This window comes from Kouleothrix sp. 19917 (assembly GCF_057073505.1).
On the sequence record NZ_CP097099.1, the window covers coordinates 2,905,748 to 2,922,891 of the forward strand.

The 17,144-nt window shown below is 64.1% G+C and carries 15 protein-coding genes; 10 read left to right on the forward strand and 5 right to left on the reverse strand.

Going from position 1 to position 17,144, the window contains the following annotated elements:
* Window positions 1-212: 212 nt before the first annotated feature.
* The 3 genes from M1P90_RS11805 (at window position 213) to M1P90_RS11815 (ending at window position 5,380) form a co-directional block, all read left to right on the forward strand.
* The gene (locus tag M1P90_RS11805; protein WP_483702850.1) at window positions 213-3,008 is read left to right on the forward strand and encodes a helicase; all 2,796 of its coding nucleotides are present in this window, start codon (window positions 213-215) and stop codon (window positions 3,006-3,008) included.
* Between the two features lie 143 nt (window positions 3,009-3,151).
* On the forward strand, window positions 3,152-5,023 hold the full coding sequence (gene htpG, locus M1P90_RS11810) for a molecular chaperone HtpG (protein ID WP_483702852.1): 1,872 nt from the start codon (window positions 3,152-3,154) through the stop codon (window positions 5,021-5,023).
* A 63-nt stretch (window positions 5,024-5,086) separates the two neighbouring features.
* A complete protein-coding gene (locus M1P90_RS11815; protein WP_483702853.1) occupies window positions 5,087-5,380 on the forward strand; it encodes a GlsB/YeaQ/YmgE family stress response membrane protein in 294 nt (97 codons plus the stop codon).
* Between the two features lie 77 nt (window positions 5,381-5,457).
* Here M1P90_RS11815 and M1P90_RS11820 read toward each other — a convergent pair whose 3' ends face one another.
* The 3 genes from M1P90_RS11820 to M1P90_RS11830 form a co-directional block, all read right to left on the reverse strand.
* Window positions 5,458-5,847: an SgcJ/EcaC family oxidoreductase gene (locus tag M1P90_RS11820; protein ID WP_483702855.1), complete on the reverse strand. Its 390-nt coding sequence runs from the start codon at window positions 5,845-5,847 to the stop codon at window positions 5,458-5,460.
* Between the two features lie 159 nt (window positions 5,848-6,006).
* Window positions 6,007-6,813 carry a cupredoxin domain-containing protein gene (locus M1P90_RS11825; RefSeq protein WP_483702856.1) on the reverse strand — a complete coding sequence of 269 codons (807 nt, stop codon included), beginning with the start codon at window positions 6,811-6,813 and terminating at the stop codon, window positions 6,007-6,009.
* Between the two features lie 58 nt (window positions 6,814-6,871).
* Window positions 6,872-7,411, reverse strand: coding sequence for an FAD-binding oxidoreductase (locus tag M1P90_RS11830; protein WP_483702857.1), 540 nt, complete (start codon window positions 7,409-7,411; stop codon window positions 6,872-6,874).
* A 145-nt stretch (window positions 7,412-7,556) separates the two neighbouring features.
* Between M1P90_RS11830 and M1P90_RS11835 the strand changes: the two genes are divergently transcribed.
* Both M1P90_RS11835 and M1P90_RS11840 read left to right on the forward strand, forming a co-directional pair.
* Window positions 7,557-10,121 (forward strand): ATP-binding protein, encoded by a 2,565-nt coding sequence (locus M1P90_RS11835; protein WP_483702858.1) that lies wholly within the window; start codon window positions 7,557-7,559, stop codon window positions 10,119-10,121.
* Between the two features lie 93 nt (window positions 10,122-10,214).
* A complete protein-coding gene (locus tag M1P90_RS11840) occupies window positions 10,215-11,078 on the forward strand; it encodes a hypothetical protein (RefSeq protein WP_483702859.1) in 864 nt (287 codons plus the stop codon).
* A 12-nt stretch (window positions 11,079-11,090) separates the two neighbouring features.
* On the opposite strand, the gene M1P90_RS11845 is transcribed toward M1P90_RS11840, so the two are convergent.
* Complete coding sequence (locus M1P90_RS11845) at window positions 11,091-12,065, reverse strand: AraC family transcriptional regulator (protein WP_483702860.1); 975 nt, start codon at window positions 12,063-12,065, stop codon at window positions 11,091-11,093.
* A 191-nt stretch (window positions 12,066-12,256) separates the two neighbouring features.
* Here M1P90_RS11845 and M1P90_RS11850 point away from each other — a divergent pair, with 191 nt between their 5' ends.
* The 5 genes from M1P90_RS11850 (at window position 12,257) to M1P90_RS11870 (ending at window position 16,384) form a co-directional block, all read left to right on the forward strand.
* Window positions 12,257-12,631, forward strand: a complete 375-nt coding sequence (locus M1P90_RS11850; RefSeq protein ID WP_483702861.1) for a DUF2255 family protein — start codon at window positions 12,257-12,259, stop codon at window positions 12,629-12,631.
* Between the two features lie 16 nt (window positions 12,632-12,647).
* Window positions 12,648-13,643, forward strand: coding sequence for an aldo/keto reductase (locus tag M1P90_RS11855; protein WP_483702862.1), 996 nt, complete (start codon window positions 12,648-12,650; stop codon window positions 13,641-13,643).
* Window positions 13,644-13,893: 250 nt separating this feature from the next.
* Entirely contained in the window at window positions 13,894-14,289 is a 396-nt protein-coding gene (locus tag M1P90_RS11860; RefSeq protein WP_483702863.1) for a (R)-mandelonitrile lyase, read from the forward strand.
* Window positions 14,290-14,425: 136 nt separating this feature from the next.
* The gene (locus tag M1P90_RS11865) at window positions 14,426-15,385 is read left to right on the forward strand and encodes a DMT family transporter (RefSeq protein ID WP_483702864.1); all 960 of its coding nucleotides are present in this window, start codon (window positions 14,426-14,428) and stop codon (window positions 15,383-15,385) included.
* 15 nt (window positions 15,386-15,400) lie between these two features.
* Complete coding sequence (locus M1P90_RS11870) at window positions 15,401-16,384, forward strand: aldo/keto reductase (RefSeq protein ID WP_483702865.1); 984 nt, start codon at window positions 15,401-15,403, stop codon at window positions 16,382-16,384.
* Window positions 16,385-16,506: 122 nt separating this feature from the next.
* Here the strand turns inward: M1P90_RS11870 and M1P90_RS11875 are convergent, their stop codons facing one another.
* Window positions 16,507-17,112, reverse strand: a complete 606-nt coding sequence (locus tag M1P90_RS11875) for a dihydrofolate reductase family protein (RefSeq protein WP_483702866.1) — start codon at window positions 17,110-17,112, stop codon at window positions 16,507-16,509.
* Window positions 17,113-17,144 lie beyond the last annotated feature (32 nt).

The window sequence follows — 17,144 nt, forward strand, 5'->3', positions numbered from 1 at the left end:
CCACTCGCTGGCGGTATTTTCCCCACTACAATGCATAGAAAAGTCTTGAAGCACCATTATTCCCACCCGTAAATGAATAAAATTTTATCTAGGGCGCGGCGTCAGAAGCTGTCAGGCATTGGCGTACCAGCGCGCGTTGCCCCAGTGGCATGCCTGTGCTACAATAACCGCGCTCCTATGCCCTGCGCGGCGCAGTTCGGAAGGCGGCGGGCGTGCAAACCATCCACGAGATCCTGCAAACCATGGCCCGGCAGCGCGGGCGCGGCGACATCACGCCGCTGCTTTCGTATGTGCCGTTCGATGGCAGCGGGGGCGAGCGGATCGCGCACCTGCCGATCGATGCCGAGCTGGCGCAGGCGTGGGTTGCGCTCACCGGCGAGCCATTTCGCCCGCACCAGGCCCACGCGCTCACAACGATGCGGCGCGGCGAACCGGTTGCCTTGCGCGCAGCCAGCGCCGATGTGTCGCTCACGGCGTTTCTGCTGCTCTACGCCACGTTGCTGGCCGCGCCCAACGCCACTGCGCTGATTGTGCCGCCCGACGACGCGGCTGTGCAGGCTACCTGGGCGCGCATTGCGCAGCTCAACCAGGCGCTGCCGCGTGCCATGCACCTGAACGCCCTGCCGCTTGCACCCAACCGCCGCCCCGACACCACCGCGCAGGTGGTGATTGCCGCGCCCGCCGCGCTCCATTCGCGCCTGCTGCGCCACCACGACCGCGGCTGGAGCAGCTTCTGGTCGCGCATGAATGCGGTGCTGCTGCCCGAGCTGCAGCAGTTCAATGGCGTGGCGGCGGCGCAGCTGGCCGATCTGCTGTTCCGCGCGCAGCGCGTGGCCGCCGAGCACAGCGGGCGGCACCCCGGCATTCTGGCCGCGCTGCAAGATGTGAGCGACGCCGATGCCGCGCTGTCTGGCTTGCTTGGCCAGCCGTGGCGCATCGTGCCGGCCGACGACGGGCCGCGCGCGCCGGCCGCGCTGGCGCTGTGGCGCGGTGGTAATGGCTGGCGGCGCGAAATCACCGAGCTGGCCACGACGTTTCAGCGCCAGGGCTACCAGGTGCATATTGTCTGCCGCCCGCTCGATCGCCCGCTGCTCGCGCCGATCATTGGCGACTTGCCACGCGTGACGTTTGGGCCCGAGCTTTTGCCCGCGCAGGTGTTAATTACGGCGGGCGTGCCGGGCGGCTATAGCGCGCTGCGCCGCATGCTGCGCTCGGGTAGCCAGGCCGTGGTGGCGGTGCTGGGCGAACTGCCACACGAGCAGGCGCTGGCCCGCCAGCCCAACGACGCGATTGCCGCACCGCCAACCGCCTGGGTTGCCCCGCCCGCCAACGCCTACGTGCTGGCGCGGCATGTCCTGTGCGCCGCGAGCGAGCTGCCGCTCACCGAGGCCGAGGCGGGCGCGTGGGGCGTGCTCGATATTGTCGAGCGGCTGGTGGTGCAGGAGCAGCTGGTCGACCTGCCCGACCCCGAGGTGGCGTGGAAGCCCACCGACGCCGCTGGCGACCCCTACGCCGAATGGAGCGTGCGCTCGTCCACCGGCGGGGCGCTGCTTGCGCGCAACGAGCAGGCTCAGGTGCTGGGCAGCATCGAGCCCGAGATGTACGAGCGCTGGGCCTTCCCGAATGCCGCGCTGCCACCGGGAGTTGGCGGGCTGCGCGTGGTTGCGCGCGACGACGACCTGGGCGCGGTGACGCTGCGGCTGGAAACAAATGGCCGGCGCACCTACCCACTGCGGCGCAGCACCGTCGCTGTGCGCGACACGCGTGAGTCGCGCAGCATGGTTGGCGGGCGCGAGCTGTCCTGGGGCCGGGTGGTGGTGGATGAAGAAATCTATGGCTACCGCGAGGCTAGCAGCAACGGCGCGCCGGCCGACCTGGCGCTGAGTGCGCCGCTCAGCACGCGCTGGGCTGCGCCGGCCTGCTGGTTTGCGCTTGGCACCGATTTGCAGATGCAGGGCCAGTTTATTGGCTGGAGCCTTGCGGCGGCGCTGCAAATGCGCGCGCTAGCCGAGCTGACTGATGTGGTGCCCTGCTACGACCCGGCCACGCGCCGGCTGTATATCATTGATGCGCAGCCGGGCGGCAATGGTCTTTCGGGCTGGGTCTTTGCGCACGCTGAAGAGCTGCTGCCGCTGGCTTACGACGTGGCGCTGGCCTGCCGCACCGACCCGCTGCTGGAGCCGCTCAGCCGCGCCGATATGGATTGGCTGCTGCTTCTGCTGGGCCGCACGCCCGCCGCCGAGCCAGCCGCCGCCCCCGCGCCGCGCCGCCGCGCCGAAGAGCCGCAGCGCCCGCCCGCGCGCGTGGAGTTCGTGCCCGCGCCCGAGCCGCCCATGCCCGAGCCGCGCGCGCCCGAGCCACGCGCGCCCGAGCCGCCAGTGCTGGAACCGCCGCAGATCATCATCCCGCGCCGCGCGCCACGCGCCAGCGAAGCGACGCCACCGAGCCAGTCCGCTGCGCCTGCGCGCCCGCCCGCCAAGCCAGCCGAGCCGCCCGCGCCGCGCCGCAATGCGCCCGCGCCACGCTCGGTGCCGATGTGGGAAGAGAACGAGCCGCCCGCACCGCCACCAGCCGCGTCACGGCCCGCGCCCGAGCCAGCGCCGCCGCCAGCCGCACAACGGCCCGCGCCCGAGCCAGCGCCGCCACCGGCCGCACAACGGCCCGCGCCCGAACCCGAGCCGGAAGAAGCCGCGCCCGACGCCCAGGCGCTGATCGCCCGGCTGCGCCGCCAGCGTCAGCAGCGCGAAGCCCAGCAGGCGCCATCGCCGCGCCCGGCCCCGCGCCGCCAGCAGTCCGAAGCATTCACGGTGGCGCAGCGCTTTGCGGCTGGCGACCGCGTGTTCTGCCTGCCCTACGGCGACGGCGAAGTGCGCGAAAGCCGCGTCGAAGATGGCCGCGAGCTGCTCACCGTCGCCTTCCCCGACCTGGGCGAGCTGACGATCGACCCAATGCTGAACCTTGTGCGCAAGCTCGACGACGCCCCCCCCGACGACGACGACCTGCTGTAGCGCGTGGCATCGGCTTGCCGCAATTGCCGCCCGCCGCTCGGCGGGGCATGTTAACACAACGCTAACTTGCCGAAGCGCCCATTCTTCGCTATTATTAGCACTGTCTCAAGGAGTCTGCTAATATCCAATGGAGGTGTGTGGACATGACCACTGAACCAGTTGAGCATCCCGCTTCTGAGCCAACGCCCGTGCCGTTCCGTGCCGAGGTCAAGCAGCTGCTGCATATTCTTGCACATTCGCTTTACACCGACCGCGAAATCTTCCTGCGCGAGCTGATCTCGAACGCCTCGGACGCGCTGTACCGCGTGCAGTTCGAAATGCTGACCAACCAGAACGTGCTCGACCCCGAGGCCGAGCTGGCGATTCATGTCAGCGGCGACGCCGACGCCAAAACCGTGACGATCACCGACACGGGCATTGGCATGACCCGCGAAGAGCTGATCGAGAACCTGGGCACGATTGCGCAATCGGGCGCGCGCGCGCTGATGGAGCGGCTCGAAGCCGGCCAGCGCGGCCAGATCATTGGCCAGTTCGGCGTGGGCTTCTACTCGGCCTTTGTGGTGGCCGACGAAGTCACCGTGATTTCGCGCTCGCACCGCCCCGACGCCGAAGCCGCGAAATGGATTGCCACCGGCGGCGATACCTTCACAATTGAGCCGGCCGAGAAAGCCGAGCGCGGCACCACGATCATCCTCAAGCTGAAAGACGACGCCACCGACTTTGCGCAGTCGTGGAAGCTCCAGCAGGTGATCAAGAAGCATTCGGATTTTGTGGCCTGGCCGGTGTACGTGGGCGACGAACGCGCCAACCAGCAAACCGCGCTGTGGCGGCAGGCCCCGCGCAATGTCGAGGCCGAAAAGTACCCCGAGTTCTACCGCCAGCTGACGATGGACTTCGATGAGCCGCTGATGCACATTCACCTCTCCACCGACGCGCCGGTCGATCTGCACAGCATCCTGTTTGTGCCGGCCAAGCGCGAGCGCGGCATGATCGAGCGGCGCGTCGAGGGCAAGATCAAGCTCTACTCGCGCAAGGTACTCATTCAGGAAGAAGCCAAAGACCTGCTGCCCAACCACTATCGTTTTGTTGAGGGCGTGGTGGACAGCGAAGACCTGCCGCTGAACGTCTCGCGCGAGATGGTGCAGAGCAACCCGGTGCTGGCGCGCATCAAGAAGACGCTGACCGGCCGCATGACCAAAGAGCTGGGCGAGCTGGCCGAGAAAGATGCCGAGAAGTACGCCGCCTTCTGGAAAGAGTTTGGCGTGTTCCTGAAAGAAGGCATCGCCGTGGAGTATGCCGCGCGCGCCGACCTGCTGCCGCTGCTGCGCTTCCACAGCACCGCCTCGGGCGAGGGGCTGACCTCGCTGGCCGAGTATAAGAGCCGCATGATCGACGGGCAGGACGACATTTACTACGTGATGGGCAGCGACCTCGAAAGCGTGCGCCACAGCCCGCACCTCGAAGCCCTGCACGAGCGCGGCCTGGAAGCGCTGCTGTTTGTCGACATGATGGATGGCTTTATGCTCAACGGTCTGCGCGACTACGAGGGCCACAAGCTGCGCAATGTCGACGACCCGAACCTGACGCTGCCGGGCGAGGCCAAGCCGAATGAGGTGAACGTCAGCGATGAGCAGTTCGCCACGCTGGTGAGCGCCTTCAAAGAGCAGCTTGGCGAGCGCATCACCTCGGTGCGCGCCTCGAACGTGCTGCGCAGCAGCCCGGCGCGGCTGGTTTCGCCCGACGACGCGCCGAACCGCGAGATGGAGCGCATCCAGCGCATGCTTGAGCGCGATTTCAAGACTCCCGCGCGCATGATCGAGCTGAATCGCGGCCACGCGCTGATTGCCGACCTGGCGCGGCGACTTGAGCAGCAGCCCGGCGACGCGCTCAATGCCGTGCTGATGGAGCAGATCTACGACAGCGCGCTGCTGCTGGAAGGCTTGCACCCCAACCCGGCCAGCATGGTCGAGCGCATCCAGAAGCTCATGGAGGCAGCAGCGCGCGCGGGCGCATAGCGTGGCACGGTTTCTGCTTTAGTGAGGTACAGGAGTGCATATTCTCACTGAAGGAGCAAAACCATGACGTTAGTAGGATTGCTGTTGCTCATCCTGGTTGGCGCGATTTGTGGCGGTATTGCGGAGGCGTTGGTAGGCTACAGCCCGGGCGGCTTCCTGGCGTCGGTGGCGATCGGCTTCCTGGGTGCCTTTATTGGCTCGTGGGTCGCCCCGAAGATCGGTTTGCCTTCGGTACTGCCGGTAACGATCGATGGTTTCACAATTGAGATTGTCTGGTCGATCCTGGGCGCGATCATCCTGCTGGCGATCTTGAGCGTTATTCGCCGGCCGGCGTATCGCCGCCGCCGCTATCGCTAGGCGTTTTAACATAAATAACAAAACGAGCGAGGGGCTTTTCGCCTCTCGCTCATTTTTGTTGGCTGTCGCGGATAGAACTAGCGTTGCAGCGTATTATGGAACACAGCGATGCGCCAATCTTCTGCGCCCCGAACGACCACAATGGTCGCGAGTGCGTGATGCGTGCCGGCCAGTGGCCCTTCGGGCGTGCTGAGTGTGCTTGCGATGTGGGCAACTATCACGCCGTCGGCAATGGCGCGGCTGTCGAGCATTTCGTACTGAAGCGTGCTGCCCCGGTAGATCGTGTTGAAAATCTGCTGGTGGCCGGCGGCAATCGCCTGGCGCGTGCGGTGCAGTTCGCCGCGAATAGTTACAAACTCGGCGTCTTCGGCGAACGCGCTGCCAAACTGCTCGCCATCGGCTGCGTTCCAGGCGCCCTCAAGCTGCTGCACCAGCGTGGCGGCAACGTCGTGCGTTTCGGTGATCATTGTCTGTATCTCCTTATAGTAGAAGTCAGGATTGAATAAATCATCCACAGATTACACAGATTACGCAGATAGATAAAAGGCTTTTAAATTGGGGCAGGAGTTATATTCGAGCCTTCCTAACCCCCACCCCCTAATCCCTAGCCCCTGCGCCGAAGGCGACTACGGTTCGACAATCAGCGTGCCGTGCATGCCCTGACCGGTCGTTTTGTCGTAGTGTGGCAAGCAGTAAAACGTATAGCTGCCGGGCGTTGCGGCGCTGAACACGGCTGCGCTGGTGCTGTTGCCCGGCATCGCCACATGTACGTCCAGCTCGTCTACGTCGAAGCTGTGGCCGGCCGCGTCGGTATTTTCCAGGCGCAGACCAGCAAGCTCACTCGCTTTCACCCGAATTGTGCCGCCATTGAAATCACTGATCAGCACGGCCCGAAACTGCTGCAGCACCGAGGGGCTGATCTGCGCTCCGCTTGCGCTGTGTGGGATGGCCGCAACCGCAACCGCGCCGACAAGCAGGCCGGCCAGCAGCGTGAAGGCCCACGGAGCAAGGGCTGGGAGTTGCTGTGCGTCTGGCCGCCGATAGTTCTGCACCGTCGCGCCAATGCCCGCAAACAGGGCCACCAGCACCAGCGCGATCATTCCGAGCAGCCAGGCGAACTGGTGCGTGTTTTCAGGGTGCGCCAGCTCATACACTACCAGGTCGATCTTCCCCAGCAGCAGAAACACGCCCCAGACCGCGCCCAGCAGCGGCGCCCAGCGCCAGCCACCAAACGGCTTGCCGGCAACCAGCGCGGCCAGCACCAGCGAAAGAACCGAAAACACCGGCAGCGGCATTTCGACGTGGCCGATCAGCACCGCTTGTAGGTAGATGTACATCAGCGCAAAGCCGACGAGTGCGCCAACCACGATCGTGCTGAGGCTGTTGAGCCGTTTGCGGCCCTTGGTCTGGGCCGTGGTCATTGCGATATCCATTGGGGTTGTCTCCTTTTGCGTAGAATGCGTAGAATGAAGAAAGCCTGCTATGCTGGGTTTATCCGCCGTCGAGCGGGCGAAGCTGATAGGTTGTTGCCGTGACAATGCTGCCGTCGCGCTCGGCATTAAACAGGGAGGCGTGATCTCCCGCGCTGGCCGTGACAATCACGCCCTCGGCGGTGGCGATTTCGAGCGCCAGCACGGTGCCGCACGCCAAGCCACAGGCCGTCGCGGCTTGCGCGAATTCGTCGGCGCTGGCACCGGGCTGCACGCGCGCAATGCGCTGCAGCGGGTCGATCACGATCTGGCGCATTGGCGAAAGGTCGAGCAGTATCGCCCCTTCGCTCCGGTCGCCCGCGCGCGTTGCGACCGCCAGTTTCCGCTCGCGCGCGAAGATGATTGCAAGCACAACGTCGTGAACCGTCAGGCAGCGAGCGATGAGTGCGGGGCGCGGATTGTAGCGCTCGGTATGCGCACGCAACGCCACTGCATAGGCTTCCTGATCGGGCGTGAGCAGCTCGCCATGCATTCGGCGCTGCAACTGTGCCAGCGCGGCCGGGTCGAGCAGTGGAGTGTTCGGCGTATCGAGCGTGTTCATTGCGTTTCTCCGCTTGCTTGTGGCCGGCCGTCGTAATGGTGCTATTGAACCACGCAGCGCGCATGTGCAGAAGTTCCGCATGCGGTACAATGGCGGTACTCCAGCGGTACATGCGCGTGGCCTGGCACTATGTGGTGAGAAACCAATGGCTGATTCCGCGACCTTTCGCACATGGCTCAAGCGGCGGCGGGTTGAGCGCGGCCTGACGCAAGACGAACTGGGCGAGCTGGTTTCCTACGCCGGCCAGACCATCCGCAAGATCGAAAGCGGCCAGCGCCGCCCATCGCTTCAATTGGCCTTGCGGCTTGCCCAGGCGCTCCAGCTCGATCCCGAAGAACAAACAGCCTGGATGCACGCCGCGCGCGCCGTGGCCGAACCGGAAGAAAACGCCACGCCTGCGCCGCCACCCACCCGCCCGCCAACCCCATCGCCCGGCTTGCCAAGCTACCTGACGCCGTTTGTGGGGCGCGATGCAGAACAGGCGGAACTGGCCGCGCTGCTTGGCCGCGACGACTGCCGGCTGGTCACGCTGCTGGGGCTGGGCGGGGTGGGCAAAACGCGGCTGGCGATCGAGACGGCGCGCGCGATCGGGGGTTTCGCTGACGGCGTGGCCTTTGTGTCGCTTGCGCCGGTGACTGACCCCGAACTGATTGTGCCGGCGATCGCCGACGCGCTCGGTATTGCCTTCGCGGGCAGCGACAACTTGCGCGCGCAACTGCTGGCACGCCTGCGCGACCGGCATATTTTGCTCGTGCTCGATAATCTTGAACACTTGCTCGGCCCCAGCAGCACAAGTTACCGCCTGCTTGAAGACATCCTCCAATTCACGCCCGCGACAACCTTGCTGGTTACCTCACGCGAACGGCTACGACTGGCTGGTGAATGGGTGCTAGAGCTGGGAGGTCTGGCGGTTGAAGCGCCCAACACCGCCAGAGGCGGCGACCCAGGATCAGCCGTCATGCTCTTTGTTGAACACGCTCAGCGCGCTGACCGCTCATTCCGGCTCACGCCAGCACAACATCCGACGATCGCCACGATCTGCCGCCTTGTCGATGGTCTGCCGCTAGGGATCGAGCTGGCCGCGGCATGGATTCGCCTGTTGACCCTGGATGAAATTGTGCAGGAGCTTGGCCGTGGCCTCGATGCGGTGTCGCTGGCGGCGCGCAATCTGCCAGCACGCCACCACTCGCTGCGCGCCGTGGTCGATCACTCGTGGCAACTGCTCGATGCCGAGGAGCAAGCGGTGCTGGGCCAATTGGCGGTATTTCAGGGCAGCTTCATGCGCGAGGCGGCGGCGCGTGTGGCTGGCGCAAGCCTGCCTGCGCTGGCCAACCTGGTCGACAAATCGCTGCTGCGCCGCGTTTCAGGCGGGCAATATGCGCTGCACGAAGTGATTCGCCAGTACGCCGAGGCCCAATTGCGCGAACAGGCCGATGGATGGGACAGTGCGCGGGACCAGCACGCGGCATACTATCTTGAGCATGTGGCCGAACACGAAGCGCGCATCAAAGGTCCCGAACAGGCCCCGGCAGTGGCGGAAATTGTCGCTGAGATCGATAACGTCCGCGCCGCCTGGCGCTGGGCGGCCGAGCACAGCCAGCACGACCTGGTGGAGCGTGCCGCCGAAACCTTGCAGTGGTTCTATGAATTTCGCGGCTGGTTTGGGGAAGGCGCGACCGTTTTCGCTCAGGCCGTCGAGAAACTTCGGCACAGCGCAGGCCCGAACCCTGCCCAAGCACTCGGGCGCATGCTCGGCCATTATGGCTACCTGGCGATTCGCCACGGCGCATACGCCGAATCGCACGCGGCGCTGGCGGAAAGTGAGGCGCTGCTTTCCGCTGCGGGCGATTTGATCGGGCTGGGCCGCACGCTACAGTACCAGATGTCGGCAGCATTGTGGGGCAGAAACTACGAAGAAACGCGCCAGCTACTCAAGCGCAGCCGCGAGCTGACGCCAGCAACAGGCGACATCCACATACGCGCGATGTACCTGGTGCTGGCCAGCGATTGTGCCTTTGCTGAAGGGCACGGCGAAGAAGCTGAGCGTTTGTTTCGGGCCGCGCTGGCCGATTGGCGCGCTATCGGCAACCCGCACGGCCTGATCTGGTGCATCACCTTCTGCTGCCGAACGCTGATGGCGCGTGGCAAGATGCAGGAAGCTGAACGCCTCCTGCGCGAAAGCCTGGCTCTGAGCCACGCCACCGACGATCATTATAGCGCGGCAGTAACTCTGCGCTATCTTGGTCGCGCGGCATTTCAGCAAGGGGATCCCAAAACGGCGATCTACTTTTTCCGCGAGGCGCTGCCACAACTGCGCAACATTGGTAACTGGGAATATGTGCCAGTGCTCAACGATCTCGGCGAGGCGCTGTGGCAATCTGGCGCATGGAACGATGCGCGGCGCATGTTCAACGAAGCGTTAGCGGTGGCGCTGCGCCTCCAATCGTCAGTCGAAGCAAGCCGCGCCATACTTGGCATTGCCGCATGCGCCGCCCATGCGGGCGAGCACGCGCTGGCGCTCAAACTCGCCGCCGGCGTGCTGGCCGACCCAGCGAGCAGCGACGAAGCGCAGCGCGTTGCATCCACTCTCCTTCAGGCTGCGCGCGCCCAGTTTGCCGAACCCGAGGCAATGCATCTCGAACACGCTGCCAGCAACCGCCCGCTCGAAGCGCTGCTGGCTGAGCTGGGCCTACCAGAGACGCTGCGCTAAAATCCGCCGCCCTGCCCGCGCATGGTGACGTGCTGCTGTCACCAATCAGGCGCTATACTTTCCTTTGCACAGCTCTGAACGAAGGGATTGTATATGGCATCTGTACTCACCAGCGCGGAAACTTTCATCTGGAACAACGCGCGGCTGCTGGAGCGGCGGCTGTTCGCGTACCATTTCCGGGGCGGCTCGCGCGAGGATGTGCTTGCGGCACTGCGCGCCTACCAGAACGAGGACGGCGGCTTTGGGAATGCATTAGAGCCGGACATCCGCTGCCCCGACAGCCAGACCGTGCCGGTTCAGCACGCACTCGAAATTCTCGACGCCGTTGGGGCCGACGCCGCGATGATCGGGCGCGCCTGCGATTTTCTTGCGACTATTACGACGGCCAAGGGCGGCGTACCGTTTGTGCTGCCTACGGCGCAGCTTTACCCGCACGCGCCCTGGTGGGAAACCGGCGACAACCCGCCCGCCGCGCTGAACCCCACCGCCGCGCTAGCCGGGCTGCTGCACAAGCTTGGGTTTGCGCACCCGTGGCTCGCGCCCGCAACTGCCTTCTGCTGGGACCGCATCGCCGCGCTGCACCCACGCGAAATGCACGACATGGGCGTGGCCATCACGTTTCTGCGCTATGTGCCCGAGCGGGCGCGCGCCGAGCGTGAGCTGAAACGCCTGGGGGAAGAGCTGCGGGATTCGGAGTTGGTTGCAGCCATCGATTCGACCGACTATGTGCGCAAGCCGCTCGACTGGGCACCAACGCCCGATCACCCGCTGCGGCACCTGTTCGACGAGGCGACGATTCAGGCCAACCTCGACGTGCTGCTGGCCGGGCAGCAGGCCGATGGCGGCTGGACGATTACCTGGCCGCCGATCAGCCCGGGCTGCGAGCTGGAATGGCGCGGCTGGGTGACGCTGGGCGCGCTGCAAACCCTGCGCGCCAATGGCCGCATGGGCGAGTAAGCGCGCCGCCCACTACACCGAACCCTGGCCCACGCTTTCCCGTGCGCCTTCGCGCACATGCTCGACATCGCGCATGGGCGGCGCGCCAAACAGGCGTTTGTACTCGCGCGTGAAGTGCGAGGCGTCGCCATAGCCCACGCGGTAGCCCGCGCTTGCCGCATCCATCCCTTCGCCAAGCATCAGGCGGCGCGCTTCCTGCAAGCGCAGCTGCTTCTGAAACTGCAAGGGGCTCATCGCGGTGAGCGTGCGGAAGTGGTGGTGAAAGCCCGACACACTCATGCCCAGATCGCGCGCCATTTCCTCCACGCGCAGCGGCTGGTCGAACTCGTTGCGCAGGCGCTCGACTGCCCCGGCAATGCGGTGCGTACTGCCCGCCACCGCCACAACCTGCCCGAGCCGGTCGCCCTGCGCGCCGATCAGCAGGCGGTAGGCGATCTCGCGCTTGATCAGCGGGGCAAGGAAACGCGCCTCGGCCGGGGTTTCGACCAGCCGCACCAGCCGCAGCACTGCGTCGAGCAAGCCAGCGTCGAGCGCGCTCACATCAATCGCGGTGACGGTGGAATGGCCCGGCGGCACGACATCGCCGGTTTCCAGCAGCACCGAGCCAACCAGCGCCGGGTCGAGATTGAGCACAAAGCCCAGGTACGGTCGTTCCGCCGACGCCTCGCTGATCCGGCTGGCGATTGGCAGCGCGGTAGTGGCGATCAGGTAGTGCGCCGGGTTGTAGCGGTAGGTATTGTCGCCCAGCACAAGCTCCTTGCTGCCCTGCGCAATCACGCAGAACGACGGGAACGACACCCCATAGCCCAGCTCGGTCGGCGCAGACGAGCGCCGCAAGCGCACCCCTTCCAGCGGCTCAACCGCCCCGTCGTGGCGGATCGCCCGCGCCAGCCGCTCGGCCAGCTCCTCACGGTTCGCTTCGGCCTGTTGCTGCTCGCGTGCGGGCTGGGCGGGGTTCGCCGCCGGACTCACAATTGCTTCGTTCATACACATATGCCTTCCGCAGATCCTGCAGGAACATTCAAGAATGCTGGAAAATTATTCTACCGCATAGCAGCTCACGGCACGTATAATAGCACCGATATGCGGAGGCTTCAAAAGTAATGCTGTCATTCGCCTGGACTTTTATTTTATAGCGGGCGCAAATCCGCTTGCATTCTGCACTGTGAGGAGGGGACATGAAGAGCTGGACAGCTGATGAACTTTCGGCTATCGGCGAGGCGGAAGAGCTAGAGATCGCCGGGTTGCAGCGGGATGGAACACTCCGCAAGCCGGTGACGATCTGGGTGGTGCGCCACGGCGACGGCTTGTACGTCCGCTCGGTCAAGGGCACAAGGGCCGGCTGGTTCCGTGGTACGCAGGAACAACACACGGGCCGCATCTGGGCCGGCGGCGTCGAGAAGGATGTGGATTTTGTGGTGGAAACCGACCCCGCAATCAACGACGCGCTCGGCCCAATCTACGAGACGAAATACCAGCACGAGGCCCAGTGGGTTCCTCCCGTGCTTACGCCAACCGCACGCGCGGCGACGCTGAAGATCGTACCGCGCTAAGAAAAGGAGAAACGAGATGCAAACACGTAAACTTGGCACGCATGGCCCCGACGTTTCGGCCATCGGGCTTGGCTGTATGGGCATGAGCTTTGGGTTTGGCCCCGCTGCCGACAAGCAGGACATGATCGCGCTGATCCACTCAGCCGTCGAGCGCGGCGTGACTTTCTTCGACACGGCGGAGGTGTATGGCCCGTTCAGGAACGAAGAGCTGGTAGGCGAGGCGCTCGCGTCCGTTCGCGACAAAGTTGTCATCGCCAGCAAGTTCGGCTGGAATATCGACCCGCAGACCGGCCAGCAGTCGCCCGGCCTGAACAGCCGCCCCGACCACATCAAAGTCGCGGTCGAGGGCATCCTGAAGCGCCTGCGTACTGATTATGTCGATCTGCTCTACCAGCACCGCGTCGACCCGGATGTGCCGATTGAGGAAGTTGCGGGTGCGGTGAAAGAGCTGATCGCGGCGGGCAAAGTGCGGCACTTCGGCCTGTCGGAAGCGGGCGTGCGCAACATTCGGCGCGCCCATGCCGTGCAGCCGCTTGCTGCATTGCAAAGCGAATACTCGCTATGGTGGCGCGAACCGGAAGCGGAAATCTTCCCGGTGCTCGAAGAGCTTGGCATTGGCTTTGTGCCGTTCAGCCCGCTCGGCAAAGGCTTCCTGACGGGCAAAATCGACGCGAACACCGAGTTCGCCAGCAACGACTTCCGCAACACCGTGCCGCGCTTCTCGCCCGAAAACCGCGCCGCGAACCAGGCGGTTGTCGATCTGGTTGGCGCGATTGCAGCGAAGAAAGGCGCGACCCCGGCGCAGATCGCGCTGGCGTGGGTGCTGGCGCAGCGGCCGTGGATCGTGCCGATCCCTGGCACCACCAAGCTGCACCGCCTGGAAGAAAACCTCGGCGCGGCCAATGTCGAACTGACGCCCGAGGATCTTCAGGAGATCGAGCGCGCAATGGCGGGCCTGACGGTGCAGGGCGCGCGCTACTCCGAAGCATCGCAGCGCGTGATCGACCGCTAGTGGTTAGGGAGCCGAAATAAGCCACAGAGAGCACGGAGAACACCGAGTGTTAGGTATTCTGCTCTGTGATCTCTGCGTCCTAAATACAACACCATTCAAATAATGCCGTCAGGAACGTTTACCACGAAGGCACGAAGATACGAAGGTTTTCAAAATCTTTTAGAATCTTGGTGTCTTGGTGTCTTGGTGTCTTGGTGGTTATTTTAATGGCATTGGGCCTAAATGGATGTTCGCGTTAAGGAGAGAGACGATGGAGATCAAACGTAACGGCTCGCGGCCATCGCAAACGCCGCCAGCAGACTATTTCACCGGCACCGTGCGTCTCGACCCACTGGTCGAAGCGCCCGCGCCGGCGCGCGTGCGCGGCGCATATGTCACCTTCGAGCCGGGCGCGCGCACAGCCTGGCACACCCACCCGCTCGGGCAAACGCTGATTGTGACATTTGGCTGCGGGCGTGTGCAGCGCGAAGGCGGCCCAATCGAGGAAATCCGCCCCGGCGACGTGGTCTGGTTCCCGCCCGGCGAAAAGCACTGGCACGGCGCTGCGCCCACCACCGCCATGACGCACATCGCCATTCAGGAAGCGCTCGACGGCACAACGGTCGAGTGGCTGGAAAAGGTCACCGACGAACAGTACACAGCGTAGCACTACAACGGGGCTTGGCCGAAAAGTGCACCACAGAGGCACAGAGGACATTGAGCTATCATCATTTCTTCTCGTCTCAGTGCTCTCTGTGTCTCTGTGGTGAATCAACAACGGTTGCAATACGAGCAAGGATGGAATGGTACAAACATCTGTCACCGACACAAAAAAGATCAGTCCGAACGCCCAGGGCGTGGCGTTTCTTGTGCTGGGAATGCTGATTTTCTCCCTGCAGGATATCGCCGTCAAATGGATCGGCGGCGATTACCCGGTGCTGGAAATCGTCACGTTTCGCAGCCTGACGGCCATGCCGCTCACGCTGCTCCTGTTCCGCATGGAAGGCGGGCGCGGCCTGCCGAAAACGCAAAAGCATAGGCTCGAATACATTCGCGGCCTGTGCTACTTTCTTTCCTACACCACCTACTTCATGGGGCTGGCCGCGCTGCCACTGGCAGAAATCGCCGGCATCAAGTTTTCTGGCCCGCTGATGATCACCGCGCTCTCGGTAGTGCTGCTGGGCGAGCGAGTCGGCCCGCGGCGCTGGCTGGCGCTGCTGGTTGGCTTTGCGGGCGTGCTGCTGATCGTGCGGCCCGGTGTGGCGAACTTCAACCTGGGGTCGATTTTCATCCTGATCTCGGTGCTGTTTTACGCGCTCGCCGCCATCCTGACGCGCAAATTGCAGGCCAGCGACAGCAGCGCAACCATGTCGTACTACAGCTCGCTGGTCTATCTCGTTGCGACGCTGGTTCTCGCGCCGCTGGTGATTGCGATTGGCGACCTGCCCGGCGCGCATCCGAGCGTGCGGTTTCTGTTTCATGCGTGGAGCATGCCGCCCCTGCTCGACATTCTGATCATGTTCGGGCTTGGCCTGATCTGGGCGGGCGGAATGTACTGCGTGGCACGCGCCTACAGCGTGGCGCTGGCCTCGGTCGTCGCGCCATTCGAATATCTTGCGCTGCCAATCAATGCGCTGTGGGGCTTCTTCATCTGGCGCGAGGTGCCGATGTGGACGACATGGGCCGGCGCGCTGCTGGCGCTCTTAAGCGGCGTGTATGTGCTGCACCGCGAGCAGAAAGAGCGCGCGGCGCGGCTGGCATAAGAAGGAGAAAACGCAATGGAGTACACGCGACTTGGCACAACGGGTATGCAGGTTTCGCGCATCTGCCTGGGCTGTATGGGCTTTGGCGACGCCGAACGCTGGACGCACAAATGGGTGCTGAACGAGGAAAACAGCCGCCCGGTGATCAAAAAGGCGCTGGAGATGGGCATCAACTTCTTCGACACTGCGAATGTGTACTCGATTGGCATGAGCGAGGAAATCGTTGGGCGCGCGCTGAAAGATATGGCGAAGCGCGAGGATGTCGTGATCGCCACCAAAATCCACGGCAAAATGCGCGAAGGCCCGAACGGCGGCGGCCTCTCGCGCAAGGCGATTCTCAGTGAGATCGACCACAGCTTGCAGCGGCTCGAAACCGATTATGTCGACCTCTACCAGATCCATCGCTGGGATTACGACACGCCAATTGAAGAAACCATGGAGGCGCTTAACGATGTGGTGCGTGCCGGCAAGGCGCGCTACATTGGCGCGTCGGCCATGTGGGCGTGGCAGTTCCAAAAAGCGCTCTACACTGCCGAAAAGCACGGCTGGGCGCGCTTCGTCTCGATGCAGGATCACCTGAACCTGATCTACCGCGAAGAAGAGCGCGAAATGCTGCCACTCTGCCGCGCCGAGGGCATTGGCGTGATCCCCTACAGCCCGCTCGCATCGGGGCGGCTGACGCGCGACCCCGGCGCAGGCAGCACCTTACGTGCGGAAACCGACCAGATTCAGAAGGGCAAGTATGATGCGGCTGGCGACGCCGATCGGCCCGTTATCGAGCGGGTTGCCGAGCTGGCGGAAAAGCACGCCGTTCCGCGCGTTCATATTGCGCTGGCCTGGCTGCTGCAAAAGCAGCCGGTGGCCGCGCCAATTGTTGGTGCCACCAAGATTTCGCACCTGGAGGACGCCGTTGGCGCACTGGACGTGAAGCTGAGCGACGAGGAAGTTGCGCACCTAGAAGCACCATACGTGCCGCACGCGATTGTTGGGCATCAGTAAGGGCAAAAGCTCATTGCGGACAAGATTGCTGGGATCGTTTACCACCAAGGCACCAAGACACCAAGAGCTTCAGTATGCTCTTTGTGTCTTGGTGCCTTGGTGGTTTTCTGAAAGGTTTGAGACTACTCCGCGCCGCCATCGGCCGCCCGCTCGGGCACATAGCGCATCAGCGTCACGCCGGTGGGCAGGGGCTTGGTTTCCACCAGGCGCAGGTTCACGCGCCTGCCCTCGGGGAACAGCTTCTTGCCGCCGCCCAGCGACACCGGGTAGACCAGCAGGTGATATTCGTCGACCAGGTCGTTCTCGATCAGAGTGTGCGCCAGCACGCTGCTGCCGTCGAGCAGAATGTTCTTGCCCGGCTGCTCCTTGAGCGCGCGCACCTGCGCCACCACATCGCCCGAAATGATCGTCGAGTTGCGCCAGGTGTCGGTCGAAGTAAGCGTGTTGGAAACGACGTACTTGCGGATGGCTTTCATTGGATCGCCAAACGGGTCGCCATCGGGCATCGGGTCGAACGCCGCGCCGTGGCCCTGCCAGGTCTTGCGGCCCAGCAGCAGCGCGTCGCTTTCGCTGAAGGCGGCAAAAAACAGCCCGCCAATATCGTCGTGCCAGTAGGCGTGCGTCCAGCCACCCTGCGCGAAGCCGCCGTCGGTATCTTCTTCCGCGCCGCCGGGCGCCTGAATCACACCGTCCAATGAGATAAATTCTGAAATAATCAGCTTCCGCATGGTTGTGCTCCTGTTCACTCATGGGCGGCCAT